This window comes from Paraburkholderia sp. Ac-20336, from assembly GCF_017105025.1.
GTDB lineage: Bacteria > Pseudomonadota > Gammaproteobacteria > Burkholderiales > Burkholderiaceae > Paraburkholderia.
The window spans coordinates 35,430-52,230 of record NZ_JAAGPS010000041.1 but is presented as its reverse complement, the minus strand read 5'-3'; the positions used below and the strand labels follow the sequence as shown (position 1 = coordinate 52,230).

Annotated in this window: 11 protein-coding genes and 1 tRNA gene; 7 read left to right on the top strand and 5 right to left on the bottom strand. The window is 62.1% G+C overall.

Translation table 11 applies throughout. The features are described from left to right. Nucleotides 1-32: 32 nt before the first annotated feature. Nucleotides 33-926: a DMT family transporter gene (locus GXB81_RS14695; RefSeq protein WP_167040423.1), complete on the bottom strand. Its 894-nt coding sequence runs from the start codon at nt 924-926 to the stop codon at nt 33-35. Nucleotides 927-1,424: 498 nt separating this feature from the next. On the opposite strand from GXB81_RS14695, the gene acs reads away from it, so the two are divergent. The 4 genes from acs (at nt 1,425) to GXB81_RS14675 (ending at nt 6,215) form a co-directional block, all read left to right on the top strand. Next, nucleotides 1,425-3,407: an acetate--CoA ligase gene (gene acs / locus GXB81_RS14690; RefSeq protein ID WP_205989572.1), complete on the top strand. Its 1,983-nt coding sequence runs from the start codon at nt 1,425-1,427 to the stop codon at nt 3,405-3,407. Nucleotides 3,408-3,626: 219 nt separating this feature from the next. After that, nucleotides 3,627-4,031: a DUF4212 domain-containing protein gene (locus tag GXB81_RS14685; protein WP_205192726.1), complete on the top strand. Its 405-nt coding sequence runs from the start codon at nt 3,627-3,629 to the stop codon at nt 4,029-4,031. A gap of 4 nt (nt 4,032-4,035) precedes the next feature. Next, nucleotides 4,036-6,054 (top strand): sodium:solute symporter family protein, encoded by a 2,019-nt coding sequence (locus GXB81_RS14680; RefSeq protein WP_205989570.1) that lies wholly within the window; start codon nt 4,036-4,038, stop codon nt 6,052-6,054. A 70-nt stretch (nt 6,055-6,124) separates the two neighbouring features. Then, a tRNA-Ser gene (locus tag GXB81_RS14675) sits at nt 6,125-6,215 on the top strand. A gap of 156 nt (nt 6,216-6,371) precedes the next feature. Here the strand turns inward: GXB81_RS14675 and GXB81_RS14670 are convergent. Continuing rightward, complete coding sequence (locus GXB81_RS14670; protein ID WP_167040417.1) at nt 6,372-7,304, bottom strand: hypothetical protein; 933 nt, start codon at nt 7,302-7,304, stop codon at nt 6,372-6,374. Between the two features lie 1,081 nt (nt 7,305-8,385). Here GXB81_RS14670 and GXB81_RS14665 point away from each other — a divergent pair. Then, complete coding sequence (locus GXB81_RS14665) at nt 8,386-8,610, top strand: hypothetical protein (RefSeq protein WP_167040413.1); 225 nt, start codon at nt 8,386-8,388, stop codon at nt 8,608-8,610. Here the strand turns inward: GXB81_RS14665 and GXB81_RS14660 are convergent. Beyond that, nucleotides 8,600-9,820: a transglycosylase SLT domain-containing protein gene (locus GXB81_RS14660; protein WP_167040411.1), complete on the bottom strand. Its 1,221-nt coding sequence runs from the start codon at nt 9,818-9,820 to the stop codon at nt 8,600-8,602. The two genes, GXB81_RS14665 and GXB81_RS14660, sit on opposite strands and share 11 nt — an antisense overlap. 1,262 nt (nt 9,821-11,082) lie before the next feature. Between GXB81_RS14660 and GXB81_RS14655 the strand changes: the two genes are divergently transcribed. Further along, nucleotides 11,083-12,690, top strand: coding sequence for a hypothetical protein (locus GXB81_RS14655; protein ID WP_205989568.1), 1,608 nt, complete (start codon nt 11,083-11,085; stop codon nt 12,688-12,690). Nucleotides 12,691-12,921: 231 nt separating this feature from the next. Then, nucleotides 12,922-13,950, top strand: a complete 1,029-nt coding sequence (locus GXB81_RS14650) for an XdhC family protein (protein ID WP_205989566.1) — start codon at nt 12,922-12,924, stop codon at nt 13,948-13,950. Nucleotides 13,951-14,067: 117 nt separating this feature from the next. Here GXB81_RS14650 and GXB81_RS14645 read toward each other — a convergent pair whose 3' ends face one another. After that, nucleotides 14,068-15,003, bottom strand: coding sequence for a LysR family transcriptional regulator (locus GXB81_RS14645; RefSeq protein WP_167040405.1), 936 nt, complete (start codon nt 15,001-15,003; stop codon nt 14,068-14,070). Nucleotides 15,004-15,214: 211 nt separating this feature from the next. Continuing rightward, the gene (locus GXB81_RS14640) at nt 15,215-16,780 is read right to left on the bottom strand and encodes a UbiD family decarboxylase (RefSeq protein ID WP_205989564.1); all 1,566 of its coding nucleotides are present in this window, start codon (nt 16,778-16,780) and stop codon (nt 15,215-15,217) included. Nucleotides 16,781-16,801 lie beyond the last annotated feature (21 nt).

The window sequence follows — 16,801 nt, the reverse complement described above, 5'->3', positions numbered from 1 at the left end:
TGAGCGGCGCCGGGGCCGCCGGGCGGGCGGCGCTACGAGGCGACCGGCGGCACGCGCTTCGCCTTGAGGCTCGCGAGCCCGATGCCGGTGATCACGCAGGCGAGCGCGATGCCGTGCGCGAGCGTGGGCCGCTCGCCGAGAAACACGATGCCGTAGAGCGCCGCCGCCACCGGCAGCACCGCGCTGAAGACGCCCGCGAGACTGCCGGGCACGTGGCGGATGCCTTTCATCCAGAGCCAGAACGAGAAGATGCTGGCCGACAGCCCGTACCACAGCACCAGCATCCAGATGCTCGCCGGCACCGCGCGATAGTCGAAATGCGCGAACGTGCCGATGCCGAGCGGCAGCATCAGCAGCAGGCCGAACAGGTGGGTGTAGGCGCAGATGTCGAGCGGCGCGAGCGTTTGCGTGAGACGGCGCGACAGGATGATATAGACCGATTCGCAGCACACCGCGCCGAGCACCATCAGGTTGCCCGCGAACGAACCCGGGCTGCCCGCGCCCTTGTCGGCGTGCGCGAGATTGATCACGACGACGCCGGCGATCGCCAGCGCGATCGACGCGAGCGCGCGGCCATTGGGCCGCTCCTTGAGAATCAGCCACGACAGCAGCGCGACGACCGCCGGAATCGTGCTCGTGATGACCCCGGCCGCGACCGCGCTCGTGCGCGCGACGCCGTTGAGCATCAACAGCGTAAACCCGAAGGTGCCGAACAGTGCCTGCAAAAACAGGTTGATCCATTCATCGCGCTTGACGCGGCGCAGTTTGGCGACGCGCAGCAGCGGCCCCAGCACGGCCATTGCGATGACGAAACGCAGCAGCGCGAACAGGGGAACAGGGACGAAGGCGACGATCGATTTGCCGATACCGACATTGCTGCCGACGAGCAGCATCGAGGTAATGAGAAGCAGGGCGTAGCGATTCAAGCTGGAATCCGGGCGGCTAGTTCAGTTAGCATTGTAAGAGACCGTGCGAGCGAGCGTAAAGGGAAGGACGGGCAACCACGAGCAACTGCGGCGGGGCGCTGCGGCGGCGTGGCGGGTGCCCGGCCAAAGCGTTGCATGCCTGCGGGGCCGCGGTATGCCGCGTGCTCGTCGCATACCGCACTCGATGCGCTAACGCAGCATGCCGCGTCCGGCGTCTAAGGGTTTTCGCCTGTGTGCCGAAGCCGCGCGCGTAAGTGGCCGGTAAGTTGCAGCGCTTATGTTTGAACATCAGCGTTCAGGCGCAACGGCCGGCCTGCATGGCGCGCATGAATGCTGCGTTGCCGCACGGGTACGCGTGACGGCATCGCGGCATGGCATCGCAGCATGGCAATGCGGCATGGCAACGCAGCACACGGTCGTTCGTTGCGGCTTCAACAGGATAGGGCGCATCCGCGCGCCGGTCAGGGTTTTACGTTTATTTTCACCAAGGGGCTGTCGATGTCTGCGATTGAATCGGTTCTTCAGGAAAGCCGCGTTTTTCCGCCCTCAGCCGAAACGGCGAAGGGCGCCACGATCTCCGGCATGGATGCGTACCGGGCGCTCGCCGCCGAAGCGGAGCGCGATTACGAAGGCTTCTGGGGGCGTCTCGCGAAGGAGACGCTGAGCTGGCACAAGCCGTTCACGAAGGTGCTCGACGAATCGAAGGCACCGTTCTACGCGTGGTTCGAAGACGGCCAGCTGAACGCGTCGTACAACAGCCTCGACCGTCACGTCGAGGCTGGCCATGGCGAGCGCGTCGCGATCGTGTTCGAGGCCGACGACGGCGCCGTCACCAACGTCACCTATCGGGACCTGCTGCAACGCGTATCGCGCTTTGCGAATGCGCTGAAAAAACGCGGCGTGAAGAAAGGCGATCCGGTCGTCATCTATATGCCGATGTCGATCGAGGGCATCGTCGCGATGCAGGCCTGCGCGCGCATTGGCGCGACGCACTCGGTGGTGTTCGGCGGCTTCTCGTCGAAGTCGCTCAACGAACGGCTCGTCGATGTCGGCGCCGTCGCGCTCATCACGTCCGACGAACAGATGCGCGGCGGCAAGGCCTTGCCGCTCAAGAACATCGCCGACGAAGCGCTCGCGCTCGGCGGCTGCGAGAAGGTCACGAGCGTGATCGTGTACAGGCGCACCGGCGGCAAGGTCGCGTGGAACGAAGGGCGTGACCTGTGGATGCACGAACTCGCGCAGGCCGAGTCGGATCAGTGCGCGCCCGAGTGGGTCGACGCCGAGCATCCGCTTTTCATCCTCTATACGTCGGGCTCGACCGGCAAGCCGAAGGGCGTGCAGCACAGCACCGGCGGCTATCTGCTGTGGGCCGCGCAGACGCTGAAGTGGACCTTCGACTGGAAGCCGTCCGACGTGTTCTGGTGTACCGCCGACATCGGCTGGATCACGGGCCATAGCTACATCACGTACGGACCGCTCACGCTCGGCGGCACCCAGGTCGTGTTCGAAGGCGTGCCGACGTATCCGGACGCCGGTCGTTTCTGGCAGATGATCGCGAAGCACAAGGTCACGCTGTTCTATACGGCGCCGACCGCGATCCGTTCGCTCATCAAGTTCTCCGAGGCCGATGCGAAAGTGCATCCGAAGAGCTACGACCTGTCGACCTTGCGCATCATCGGCACGGTCGGCGAGCCGATCAATCCGGAAGCGTGGGTGTGGTACTACGAGAACGTCGGCGGTGGCCGCTGCCCGATCGTCGATACGTGGTGGCAGACCGAGACCGGCGGCCACATGATTACGCCGCTGCCGGGCGCGACGCCGCTCGTGCCGGGTTCGTGCACGCTGCCGCTGCCGGGCATCATGGCGGCGGTCGTCGACGAAACCGGCCAGGACGTGCCGAACGGGCAGGGCGGCATTCTGGTCGTGAAGCGTCCGTGGCCCTCGATGCTGCGCAACGTGTGGGGCGACCCGGACCGCTACAAGAAGAGCTATTTCCCCGAGGAACTCGGCGGCAAGCTCTACCTCGCCGGCGACGGCGCGGTGCGCGACAAGGAAACCGGCTACTTCACGATCATGGGCCGCATCGACGACGTGCTGAACGTGTCGGGCCACCGGCTCGGCACGATGGAGATCGAGTCGGCGCTCGTGTCGAATCCGCTCGTCGCCGAGGCTGCCGTGGTGGGGCGTCCCGATGCGACGACCGGCGAAGCGGTGTGCGCGTTCGTCGTGCTGAAGGGCGCGCGTCCGCAAGGCGAAGAGGCCACGAAGCTCGCCAACGAACTGCGCAACTGGGTCGGCAAGGAGATCGGTCCGATCGCGAAACCGAAGGACATCCGCTTCGGCGAGAACCTGCCGAAGACGCGCTCGGGCAAGATCATGCGCCGTCTGCTGCGCTCGCTCGCGAAGGGCGAGGCGATTACGCAGGACGTGTCGACGCTCGAGAATCCGGCGATTCTCGATCAGCTCGGCGAGTCGCTTTGACGCGGCGTTGAGGATGTCATGAGCGGGGCCGCGCAAGCGAGCGGCGGGCGGATTGTCGGTTTGCCGGTCGATCCGCTTGCGCATGCGATGCGCGGCCCCGTTCGCTGCTGATTCGAATAGCCGGGGTCAAGCGAGCCGGAGCGAACCAACCCGCTTGACCGGCATCCTCGCGCGGACAATCCCGATTGCCTCGCCGATACCTTTTTGATACATAGGCGCATGGCCGCGCCGCACCGTCCCTCTCACGCCACGCTGAACCCCGCGCCCGAACCGCCACCGGTCTCGGCGGCGATGGCGCTTGCGCATCGCAAGTACTGGCGTTTCAATCTCGCGCTGATCGCCGCGCTGATGACGCTCGGCTTCATCGTGTCGTTCGTCGTGCCGCTGCTCGCGCCCGCGCTCGAACAGGTGCGCGTCGAGGGCTTCAGGCTGCCGTTCTATTTCGGCGCGCAGGGCGCGATCCTGATCTACCTTGCGCTGATCGTCGTGTACATCGTGCTGATGCAGCGCGCCGATCGCCAGTTGCAGCGCGCGTTCGAAGCGGACGCGACGCAGCGGGCCGCCGCAGATTCCGCCGCAAACACCACGGCGGGCGCGAGCGCGCCGGCCGCGCGCGGACGCTGAGCCAATGAATCTCACGCATCGACTGATCCGCTCGTACGCGTTCTATACGCTCGGCTTCCTGCTGTTCGTCTACGTGATGTGGCGCATCGAGCGCCGCACGGGGCCCGGCGTGTGGATCGGCTATGTGTTCCTGTTCGTGCCGATCGCGGTGTATGCGGTGATCGGCGTGCTGTCGCGCACGTCCGATCTGGTCGAATACTACGTGGCGGGGCGGCGCGTGCCGTCGGCGTTCAACGGCATGGCGACCGCGGCCGACTGGCTCTCGGCCGCGTCGTTCATCGGCCTCGCCGGCTCGATCTACGCGACCGGCTACGACGGCCTCGCGTATCTGATGGGCTGGACCGGCGGCTACTGCCTCGTCGCGTTCCTGCTCGCGCCGTATGTGCGCAAGCTCGCGCGCTACACGATTCCCGATTTTCTCGGCACACGTTTTTCGAGCAACGCGGTGCGCGGCCTCGCGGCGCTCGCCGCGATCCTGTGCTCGTTCGTTTATCTGGTCGCGCAGATTCAGGGCGTGGGTTTGATCGCGACGCGCTTTATCGGCGTCGATTTCGCGGTCGGCATTTTCTGCGGACTCGCGGGCATTCTCGTGTGCTCGTTTCTCGGCGGTATGCGCGCGGTCACGTGGACCCAGGTCGCGCAGTACATCATCCTGATCGCGGCGATCCTGATCCCGGTATCGATGATCGCGCACAAGGACGGCCTCGGCTGGGTGCCGCAAGTCAGCTACGGACGCTTGATGGAGCGCATGGAAGGGCTCGAGAAACAGGTGCGCGACGCGCCGCTCGAACAGCGCGTGCGCGACGACTATCGACGCCGCGCCGCGCTGATGCAACTGCGGCTCGATATGCTGCCGCAATCGTTCGTCGACGAGAAGCAGCGGCTCACGCAGGAAGTCGCGGATCTCCGCCGCCACAATGGTCCGCTGCGCGAGATCAAGGAGCGCGAGCGCGCGCTCGAACAGTTTCCGCGCGATGCGGCGGCTGCGCAGATCGTCTGGACCCAGCAGCGCGACGACATGCTGATGCGTGCGGCCGCGCCGGTGCCGATGCACGAACCGTTTCCCGCTGTCGGCGACGAAGACCGCAGCACGCATGCGCGTAATTTTCTGTCGCTGCTGCTGTGTCTGTCGCTCGGCACGGCGAGCCTGCCGCATATTCTCACGCGCTACAACACGACGACGTCGGTTGCGTCGGCGCGCCGCTCGGTCGGCTGGACGCTCTTTTTTGTGGCGCTGTTCTATCTGACCGTGCCGGTGCTGGCCGTGCTGATCAAGTACGAGATTCTGACCAGTCTCATCGGCCATCACTTTGCCGATCTGCCGCAATGGCTTACGCAATGGCGCAAGGTCGAGCCGAGCCTGATCAGCCTCGCCGATACGAACGGCGACGGCATCGTGCGCTGGAGCGAGATTCAGATGCAGCCGGACATGGTCGTGCTGGCGGCGCCCGAGATCGCGGGGTTGCCGTATGTGATGTCGGGCTTGATCGCGGCGGGGGCGCTGGCGGCGGCGCTGTCGACCGCCGACGGTTTGCTGCTGACGATCGCGAACGCGCTGTCGCACGACGTGTACTACCACATGGTCGATCCGAATGCGTCGAGCCAGCGGCGCGTGACGATCTCGAAGATTCTGCTGCTCGGGGTGGCGCTGTTTGCGTCGTACGTGGCGTCGTTGAATACGGGGAACATCCTGTTCCTCGTCGGCGCGGCGTTTTCGCTGGCGGCGTCGAGCCTGTTCCCGGTGCTCGTGCTCGGCGTGTTCTGGAAACGCACGACGCGGCTCGGCGCGGTGGCGGGCATGGTGGCGGGGCTCGTCGTGTGCATCTACTACATCGTCTCGACCTACCCGTTCTTCACGCAGATGACGGGCTTCACGGGTGCGCGCTGGTTCGGCATCGAGCCGATCAGCTCAGGTGTGTTCGGCGTGCCGGCGGGGTTTCTGGTGGCGATCGGGGTGAGTCTGATCGATCGCAAAGCGGATGCTTATACGATCGCGCTAGTGGACTATATTCGCCATCCTTAGGCGGTTTGCGAGGACGTGGGGCGGGGGTGTAGCGGAAGGCGCGAAGTTTGCTATAATTCGGCTCCCCGCCGGAGAGATGGATGAGTGGTTTAAGTCGCACGCCTGGAAAGCGTGTATAGGTTAATAGCCTATCGGGGGTTCGAATCCCCCTCTCTCCGCCAGGAATGAATTTAAGCCCCTGATTTCAGGGGCTTTTTCATTACCACCTCTGCTTTACCCACATTTCCCCCACTTTGAATCAAAAAAACTCCACCAGTCTTTCTGATGGAGTCTGTGGCCGCATTGGCAAGAAATCGATCAAGCAGTCGGCCTCTCTACTACGTATCGCTCTCGGTAGCCGGGGACGTCGATGAATTAGTTCGCAAGGTCTTGCGCTGGAACTGCTTTATCCGGAGTTGGACGTAGTCTGCTAGAAACTCATACGTCTCTTGAGTAGGCTCTCCGCCGAAGGATAAGGTCACGTCCATGCCGTCAGGATCAATGATCTTTTCGCTTCGCGTCGAGGACGTTTGTTGCGAAGCAGAGACGGCCGGTTGCGCAGGGAAATCGTGCGTCGTCAACGCTAGCGTAGTGTTTACACCGCGATGGGGGTCAACCAATACGTGGTGATGCTGGTGTGGGTTCACGAGTGACTGGTTTGGATTCGTGAGTGCCTGGTAAGCCTCCATTCGCTCCATCATTGCACTGGCTTGCTCTGACATGCTTGGGACAACCGTACCAACAGCCGCGGTTGCTGCTGGCATATCATCGTCGAATTCATTCCGCGAAATTTTCGCAAAATGATCATTCAACCGCAAAATTTTTACGACGCGCGTCGCAGCGTCTTCTTGAAATCCGCGGTCAAACATCAAGAAGTGAGCGAGTGTATGTTCCGACGGGAGCCCAGTTGGCCACCGCTGAAAAATTTCGCTTGCTATCGGCGGGTTCAGCGCCGCTTGTCGGATAAGGCTATCTCGCTCGATTGAGTCGGGCCTTGAATCGAGCAAAATTCTCAAGGCTGACTCTGTCAGGCGCATTCGCCCCCCGTCGTCTACAAGTAATCCATAGCTTTTGAGTGCCCCGAGAGTTTGCTTGAACGCACTACTAGTCTCCGAGTATCCCCAGTGCCGCGCCGCTGACACCGGGGGGGCAGCACCACGTCGCTCATGCGAATAGAACATTTGCGCTCTCTGGAGGGCAACCTCCACGGGGATGAACGGGAAGTTAGGGCTTCGCTCTTTGTTTTTCTTGAGTTCAATAGGCTCGTTCACAGGCTCCTCCATAGGGTTCACTGAATTATACATGAGCATGTCATGAATCGAAATCACAAATTCAGTCACTTGTTCATGACTAATTCTATGACCGACTGATTGACGGGTGGCAGTGGGGTCGGGTACAGTACGTGAACTGTTAGGAATTGGGTGTGCGAAAGCACAAAACAAAAAGCCCAAGTTCACCTTTGGCGAGGCGAACTTGGGCTTTCTGAAAGCAGCACCTGTGTTGGCGCACAGGTTTTCGGCAAGGGTGATAAGGACACACCGGATGCCGCACGGCTATGCGAGACGCTATTGTATCAATAGATGGCGTGCTGTGACGACAATTGTCCTGACTTCCTTTTAGGGAGGATCGGAATGATTCCGTCCAACATCCTGAAGGACGTCTTCGTGACGGCATATACTCGTATCCGGTTCGGCCGGGTCGAGTTTGTTTGCCAGCACTGGCGTTCCTCGCCTATCCGCTAACAAGTGGCCCAAGCAGTGCGCGGCGTCTGAGGACGTCGCGCTCTACACCTATCTCGCGATAGCGGGCTAACCCGCCTCGCGTCACGCGATCCACTTCGCGCCTCTCCCCTTTTGTTAGGCGACGCGATCCAATTTCGCAACGAGGATTTCGTAAGTAAAGCCATCGATCGCTTCGTTGTGGGCCGTACAGCTTTCATCACGTTCAGCTGCCGGAACGTCTGCTTTTCAGATATTTCGTAATGAGAATCGCAGCCAATAGTCGGTGCGGTCAGAGAGCCGACTTTGCGCTAGATTTGCGATTGCTTCGCCGAGGTAAATTTTTCCCCAATGCCAAGTGCGTCTTGATGTTCGTTCAATCGACTACGGATGACTTTAGTGATAGGCGTTATCAGCGTGGCCGGTGCCTCGCCGCGCTCGATTCGCCCCCACAATTGGTCCAGTTCGTCCATTGAATGCGTTGGGTTTACGCGAGCATTGATAATATCTCGCTTCTGTTCATAGTACCCTGATACTTCCGGCATCCAGGCCAGCGCGAAACGCAACACGGGATATAAACCGAATCGACGTGATTTTCCCCATTACGTTACCGCTCGGCTAACGCCAATCGCGCATGGAACCATTCAGCGACGTTTGCCATCTCCCGCCTGCGGCGCAGCAGATCAGCCGCAGCTTGGCTCAGATTCAGGCGCACGCCAGTTTGCTGCTCGACGTGCTGCTGGTGCTGCTTGATGTGCGCCAGTGGAGTTGCTCCTGTAACCCGGGTCACGCGAACGCCGTTAGGCCGATGGCACCGCAGCACATCCGCGTTTCCGCGCTGCGGAAGGTCACTTTGTGACATACCACAGGGCGCTGGTCCCGGGAGCGGTTACTTGTGGCTTGGATGCCGGCATATGGCTGGCGTCCGTCCTTTGTGCTGCTTGCGGCGCCGTTTGCTGTGCGCTCATCGGCAAAGCCTGGGGCGTCCCCATGGTGGCCTGCGGCGCAGGCAAAGTCGCGGCAGGTATTGGGGCTGTCTTGGCCGTTGACGACGTGGTGATGTACCAGAGTGCATCCGTCGACGCCCCGGCTGCCCCGCGCGCCGCAGCGGTCTTCGAAGCAGCAACCACGCCGGCTGCCGATGCCGCCATGGCCTGCGCCTGCGCAGTCGCCGTTCCAGTTGCTGCGCCAACGGCTGTCCGTTGTGCAATAGCTTCGGCTGAGCCGATCTGGAAGATCAGCTTGCGCTCCGGCGACGAAATGATCGCGTAGGGCGGTTGCGCTTCCCAGCGCAGCACGACACGTCCGCGTGGCGTATCCGCGAAGATGGCCGGCACGTGTTTCAGGTCGCCGAACTGGACGTAGACCTTGGTTCCGTCGTCGAAAACCTGCACGGGTTTCGCCGCATCCGCTCCGGTTATGGTCCAGCCGAAGTTATAGGAGCCGGGCGTAGCCGGCGCAACGGCAGACGCCGCCGTTGCCGGAGCCGGTGCGGCTTGCACACCTCGCGGCGCGCTCATCTTGACCTGGTTGACCTCCAGGGGCGCGAAAGGGTTATAGGTTTCGGGCGGAACATAGGACGGCGGAAGAATGGGCATGGGCGAGTCCGGCGAGCTGGCGATGGATTGCGCGGTGGCGTACACCTTGCGGGCATAGGCGAGCCGCTTCTCGGGCGACGATGCGTTATAGGCGCCAATCGCGCTCCACGTCGGGCCGTACTGCCGGATATTCTCCGCGAGTATCCATGCGCCCACATACGCATTCGTACACGGATCGAACAGGCTCTGCTCCGAAATGCCCTCGCGAGCGAGCCGCGGCAGCCACGAGCTGTTGATCTGCATGAGTCCGATATCGAACGTTCCATCGCTGTTGCGGTTAATGACGTGGGTTTGCGTACCCGATTCGACCTGGGCAATGGCACGCATGAGACCCACGTTGACGTGTTGAAACGATGCCGCATCGTCTATGCAATCGGCATGGGTAATGGCGGGTATCGCATACAACATCGCGATCTGAATCAGACGCGAGCGCAGACATGGGGTGAGAAAGGCAAATTTTCGATGCTGCATGATTTTATTGGCCGGTGCGAGTGGAATAGTTCGCGATATTCACTGCGTCCATCACGTTCTATTCGCTTGAATTCTTCATCTCGCACCTGATTTCCGCAGTGGGATTTTATCGAAGAATTGAGGCACTGAATCGTGCTGGACAATAGGGATTGTTAAATGGCGGAGTATGTGCCGCGCATATCTGGCATTGAGTGCTGGAATTTCCGTCAGCGCGTTGCCGAGACGCGCCGACCACATTAACCGAATTCCGTCATGGCAATGTCGCCATTCTTTACTGCTTTCCCGATCGTCCTTATGACGGCATTTCACGACATTGCACAACTGACTAGCTGGGAGCTCGTGTGGCCGGACGAAATTCGGCTCGCTTGCGAGAGCGCTCAGGCGCCTGCGACCGTTGTTGCGAAAGTTCGTTTTAAAGCATGACAAGACCGGCCACGATGGCGTGGTGATAGACGGTATAAGGGCGCGTCATTCCGCGGACGACTTATGGCTTGTCCCGGTGCTTCGCCGATGTGTCATAGGTGCAATTTTCAGGGTGTCATCGAGGCGGACGGCGGCCCGAACCAGTGCGAGCACCTGACAGGAAGCCGAGAGAACATCGCAGGCCATGCGAGAGCTATTCTATGAATGACCTCTTCCACCGGCAGCGAATTTCTTTCACTCATTTCAATTCAATTCGATTACGAATTTCGCTGCCGCACCTACCCATCCGCCACACAAATACATTGAATAGGCCATAACAGACCGATCCTCAATTTGCATCCGCGCTGTCCGCCGCCGACTATACAGGGTCGAAGTCCGAAAGTTTCGCGCGTATCAGACTTCTGATCCTCTGTTGATAGTACGAATCTTTGCGAGCTCTTTCATTCTGAGCAAGATATAACCTTTTTGGGATGCAACTGTCGTTTTTTCTAGGCTGCTCGGCATGTTCGGGGTACGATTTACGCCGGTTGCAGCGTTTATGGGAATATTTTTCCGTAAAATGACACTTTTACTTTGTAATCGGTAAAGTTTTCGCGAGTTTGTAGTCGCGAGCACTTGCGCACCAGCACCTGTCAATCTGGACCATCGCGAAAAGCGGTTTTCGCGAGCCCCGGTCCAATCGGACATCAGAGATGTGCGTTCCCAGCACTTCAGGACAGCGCGCTTTCAAGGGTTGACGAGTTATTTCCTCAAGCCTTTTTGCACTGTCGGTCCGAATCTCAGCAAATACATTTCAGCCTTTTTATCGGGATTTTTCCCGACCTTGGACATTACTCCACATGGTAAAACGACGTCAATTTATCGGCGGCCTGACGGCACTCAGTGCAAGCTATCTTTTGAGCGCATGTGGCGGTGGCGGCGCATCCGGAGACGGTAACGGCAAGACTTCGGATGCCTCGGCTTCTCCTGGCTCATCGGGTTCTTCCAGTTCTCCCGGCACCGCGGCTAATCCGGCGACACGCGCGAACGCGGACGCCGCGAGCAGCATATCCATTCCGCCCGCCACGTCGATCACGGACAACACCGGCGCCGTCTGGACGCTGTCGCAGGGATCGGTCTATCGCAACGGCGAGAAAGCTCAGGACACCTATAACGTCACGCTCGTCCTGTGGTATGGCAGCAGTATCTATCACGAGGGAACCGGTGGTCAGTTCTACCAATGGACTGGCTCGAACTGGGTGGCCTGCAACGATCCGCGCCTTGGCGGCACCTCGGCCGACGGCACCACGCTGCCGGCGTCGCCGTACATCATCGACAAGGCGGGCGCGATCTGGACGCTCGTCAACGGTTCTATCTACCGGAACGGCTCGCCGGTCGGCAACACGTACAACGTGTCGCTCGTCCTGTGGTACGGCGGCAAGGTTTGGCATTGCGGAACCGGCGGCCAGTACTACGTCAATGCGGACGTCGCCGCCCAATGGCTGGCTTGCAGCGATCCGCGCCTCGCGGTCACGCAGTCCCCCGGCATGTTCTATGGCATGAACGGTCACCCCGACTACGCCTACACGCCGCAACAACTGGTGTCGATTCTGAAGGGCATGGGCTGCACCAGCTATCGCGTCGGCTGCAGCAGCGATCTGACCCAGTTGAATGCGGTGGTCAATCTCGCGCAGGCTTTTCAGTCGGCCGGCATCACGTTGCTCGTGATGATCAATCAGGGGGTGTACGACGCCAACAACAATCTGCTGAATGGCGAGTCGGCGGCTTATAGCCAGGGCTACACGGTGGCCCGGACGATCGCCAGCGCACTGAAGCCGTATGGCGTGACCCTCTACGAATGCGGCAACGAGCTGACGAGACAGAACGCGACCGTGGTCAGCTTCACCTATGCCGGGACGAAAGCATCCGACTTCAACAACGCGAACTGGCCGGTGATGCGCGGCGTGATGCGCGGCATGATCGACGGCGTGAAGTCGGTGCAGCCGTCCGCGCAATGCGCCATCAACTTTTGCGTGGCCGATGTCGGCGCCGCGGATGCGTTGTGGGACGGCATGCAGCCCGATGGCAGCGGCGGCTATCCGACCGTGCGCTGGGACATCACCACGTGGCACAACTACGAGGTGTACGGCGATGCGTTTTCCATCGGCACGGACGGCGCGGGTCCGGGCTTCGATCTGCCGATCTACTGCAAGGCCCGCTATGGCGTGCCGTTCATCATCAGCGAATGGAACACGGGGCCGGAGCAAACCGAGACTTATCGTGCGAACTACATCACGACGCAGCTCGGCGAGTTCTATCAGAACCGCAAGACGCACAATATCCAGGCCGTGATGTACTACGTGCTCGATAGCGGCGACGAGACGTACGGCATCATGCTCAACGGTTCTCCGCTGAATCCGGCCTACAGTGCATTTACGAGCTTCACGGCGAATCATCCGGACAACTGATCGGCGCGTGCAGGTGCAGGCAGTGTGCCCCATTCGCAGCCGATGCTGCCCGGTGTCAAGGGCAGGGCGGCTGCGTCTGGGGTGAGTGCCGGCTTGCCTGGCCGCGATCGGCAAATAGCCGGCGCCACTCTTCAGCATTTTCGATCGCCTGATCGATATTCCCCGTTTCTCCTTGCTGAAACCGACCATTAAACTACCTGTCGTCGATTCACGACGATTCAGGTATCGCTAGTGGACAGTGTCAATCTCGAAGTATTGAAATCGAGCGCGCGATGGCTCGAACAGGGGCATCGCGCGTTGCTCGTGACGGTGGTCAGGACGTGGGGGTCGTCACCGCGGCCCGAGGGGGCGATGCTCGTGGTGCGCGACGACGGCACCGTGGTGGGCTCCGTGTCCGGCGGCTGCATCGAGGACGATCTGATCGATCGCGTGCGCCGGCGCGGCATTGAGAAGACGAAGCCCGAGGTCGTCAAATATGGCATCACGGCCGACGAAGCGCATCGTTTCGGCCTGCCGTGCGGCGGGACGATTCAACTGGTGCTCGAACCGCTGACGGAGGCGAGCGGTATCGCCGAGCTGTGCTATGCCGTCGAGTCGGGGCGTCTCGTGGCGCGCACGCTCGACATGGCAACGGGCGCCGCGCGTCTCGGCCCCGCGCGGATGACCGACGGCGTGGACTGCAACGACCAGCGTCTCGTGACGATACACGGACCGCGCTACCGGATGCTCGTGATCGGCGCGGGGCAACTGTCGCGCTACCTGTGCAACATCGCGGTCGGCCTCGATTATCAGGTGACGGTGTGCGATCCGCGCGAAGAGTACACGGAAGCATGGAATCTGCCCGGCACCACGCTGATCCGTTCGATGCCCGACGATGCCGTGCTCGACATGAAGCTCGACGAACGTTGTGCGGTGATCGCGCTCACGCATGATCCGAAGCTCGACGATCTCGCGCTGATGGAAGCGTTGAAAACGCGTGCTTTCTACGTCGGCGCATTGGGCTCGCGACGCAACAACGCGGCACGGCGCGAAAGACTCGGGGAGTTCGATCTCGACGCGACGGAACTGGCGCGGCTGCGCGGGCCGGTTGGGATTTATATCGGCAGCAGGACACCACCCGAGATCGCCGTATCGATTCTGGCGGAAGTGACGGCGGTGAAGAACGGCGTAGACATGCCACCCTCGTCGCAGGTCGCGGTGGCGAAAGCGGCGCGAGGCATGGCATCGCCTGCCGAAACGGGGCCAGCGTGTTTCGCATAGGGATGCGAAGCGTCTGAGTCATGCGCGGCTCGCCGGGCGTGAGCCGCATTGTCCGGAGCACCGAGCCGGAACACCGAGCCGGAGAATCGGGTCGAAGAACCGGGTCGGCGCTCCGCGTCAATGAACCGGATCGGTGAACTGGGCTAGCGGACTCAACTGGGCCGCCGCCGCGAACATCTGCGTGAATTGATCGAGAGCGGGGAGCGTATCGCGGCCGCTGCGCGTGATCCGATAGAACGAAAATTCCACTTCCGGCCGGATCGCGTCGATACGCACCTGATAGTGACGGCAGATATGTTCGCAGAACGAAGGCATGATCGCCACGCCGAGTCCTTCGTGTGCCATGGCGATGGCGGTCTGCAAATGGCCGACGACCGTGCGCCGTCCTGTCGTCACGTCCTCTTTCGACAGCGATGCTTCGATCAGCCGTTGCAGCGGGTTGTCCTTCGGCAGCGTGATGAGCGGCAACCCTTCGAGCGCGCGCCACGGCACGCCATCGCGCGGCACGTTGCCGATGCCGTTCGCACCATGAAGCGCCGACGACACGACGACGAGCCGGGTCGGAAAAATCGGCACGCGATCGATGCCGGACAGTTGCGAGAAGAAGATCCCGAACGCTGCGTCGAGATCGCCTTCCTCGACCATCTTCAGCAACTCGCTGGGCGGCCGGTCGACGAGTTCGATCTGCGCGTGCGGCTCGATCTCGGCGAAACGCGCCAGCACTTGCGGCATCAGGCTCGCGCCGATCATCGGCGTGCAGCCGAGCAGCAGCGATGCCTTCTTTTGCCGGCCCAGCTCGTTGAGTTCGACCACGGACTTCTCGAGCGTCTCGACGATTTTCATCGCCGTCGGATAGAACAGCCGGCCCGCTTCCGTCAATGCGACAGTGCGCGTGGTGCGCTCGAACAACCGGCAATTGAGCTGCGTTTCGAGCTCGCGGATGATCGCGCTCAGCGCTGCCTGACTCAGGTGCATGCTTTGCGCGGTCTTCGTGAAGCTCGATGCGTTCGCCACGCCGAGAAAGACCTTGAGTTGTTTGAGGGAGAGATTCATCTGCGGCGATCCTTGAAGCAGGGCACGATAGGGCTGCCTGGATTTTATCGCCGCGCAGGGTTATCCGCGACCGGGACAACACCCGACTCGCGGCAGGCGTGTCTCGCGACGTGGCGCTCGGGTGTGGCGCGAACGCCGCCGCGTCGCGGTGCCGGGCGAGCCGGGTCATGAGCCACGAGTCATGACCCGGCTCCCGCAGACTCACCCCCGCTCACGCAAACGCATACCGCCCTTCCTCGTCGCGGACGATCGCGCGCGTCGCGCCGGTATCTTCGAGCCAGCGCACGACTTCGCGGCCGTCGCGGGTTCCCGTCGCCGACATCAGTTCGGTGAAGCGCTTGGGGCCGTGTTCCAGCGCGGCTTCGAGCGAATCGAAGCGCGTGCCCGTGAGCGCGGGCGGCGTCGGCACGCGATGTTCGAGATTGCGCTGTTCGCCCGGGCGCAGCAGCGGCAGCGTCAGATCGAAGCCGACTTTGGCCGTCACCGCGGCACCGGCCAGCGACGGATCGAGCGGCATCGCGCGCATGCCGCTGTGCAGCACGAGATCGCGATCGGCCTGGAAGCGCGTGGCGAGCGCCCAATCCATCTGTTCGTCGGAAAAGATATCGATGTCGGGATCGACCACGAAGACGTGCTTGACGTTGGCGAGCGACGCGAACACGGCGGCGATCGCGTTGTGCGCTTCGCCGGGCACGCGCTGCTGCATCGCGACGCGCACGTTGAACATGCCGCCCGTGGCCGGGCTCGCATACACCGCCCGGATTTCGCGCACGGCCGTTTCGAGTGCGCGCCATACCGTCACTTCGGTGCGCAGCGCGGCCAGTTGCGCCGTATCGGTGCGCGCCATCGTGCGTCCGCCGATCGTGCAGGTCTGGAACACCGCGTCCTGGCGATGCGTGATGGCCGTCAGATGAAAGACCGGGTTCGTCTTGATGCCGCCGTAGTAGCCGAGAAACTCGCCATACGGTCCTTCGGGTTCCGCGTGGCCGCGCTCGTCGAGATAGCCTTCGAGAATGAATTCCGCGTCGGCCGGCACGAGCAGATCGTTGGTCACGCATTTCACGACGCCGAGCGGCGCGCCGCGCAATGCCGCGACGAGTTCCAGTTCGTCGGCGGGAATGCGCATGGTCGCGCCGACGTGGTCGATCGGGTGTGTGCCGACCGCGAAGGCGATCGGCAGGCGCTCGCCGCGCTTCGAATGGGCCATCGAGATCGCGCGCAGATCGGACGGCGCCACGAGGTCGATGCCCGCGGTACGGCGCCCGCGCAGCATCAGCCGGCGAATGCCGACATTGGTCCAGCCCGTGTCGGGATCGACGGCGAAATCGATCGACGCCGAAATATACGGCGCGCCGTCCAGATCGTGTTGCAGATGCACGGGCAGCGCCGTGAAATCGCAGTCGTCGCCGGTCAGCACGATCTGCTGCACGGGCGCCTGCGCGCGGCTTACCTCGACGAGCTTGCCTTTGGTGCGCAGACGGTCGCGCACGGTTTCGAGCAGCCGCCCGGGCGTCGTGTCGAATGCCTGGGCGAGGCGCGAACGGCTCGCGGCCACGCTGCCCGCGAGCGAGACAGCGCCGCCCGACGGTCGTGCGAACCAGACCGCGCGCGGATTGCCTTCCATGATGCCGGCGACGTCGGCGAGATCGACCGGTTCGTCATGGCGTTCGAGTTCCGTCGCGTCGAGCGATTCGAGAAAACGCCGCAGCCGGAAGCGTTCGAGGTCGGGCAGCTCCGCGCCTTGCGCGGTTGAAGCGATGAGGGTCTTGGGTCTCAATGTCGTGTCCTTGTGCGCGAG

Bases quoted from the DNA above. Each gene is read 5' to 3' on its own strand.
- acs (WP_205989572.1), top strand. From the start codon at position 1,425: ATGTCTGCGATTGAATCGGTTCTTCAGGAAAGCCGCGTTTTTCCGCCC.
- GXB81_RS14660 (WP_167040411.1), bottom strand. From the start codon at position 9,820: ATGCAGCATCGAAAATTTGCCTTTCTCACCCCATGTCTGCGCTCGCGT.
- GXB81_RS14655 (WP_205989568.1), top strand. From the start codon at position 11,083: ATGGTAAAACGACGTCAATTTATCGGCGGCCTGACGGCACTCAGTGCA.
- GXB81_RS14685 (WP_205192726.1), top strand. From the start codon at position 3,627: ATGGCCGCGCCGCACCGTCCCTCTCACGCCACGCTGAACCCCGCGCCC.
- GXB81_RS14665 (WP_167040413.1), top strand. From the start codon at position 8,386: ATGGAACCATTCAGCGACGTTTGCCATCTCCCGCCTGCGGCGCAGCAG.
- GXB81_RS14645 (WP_167040405.1), bottom strand. From the start codon at position 15,003: ATGAATCTCTCCCTCAAACAACTCAAGGTCTTTCTCGGCGTGGCGAAC.
- GXB81_RS14680 (WP_205989570.1), top strand. From the start codon at position 4,036: ATGAATCTCACGCATCGACTGATCCGCTCGTACGCGTTCTATACGCTC.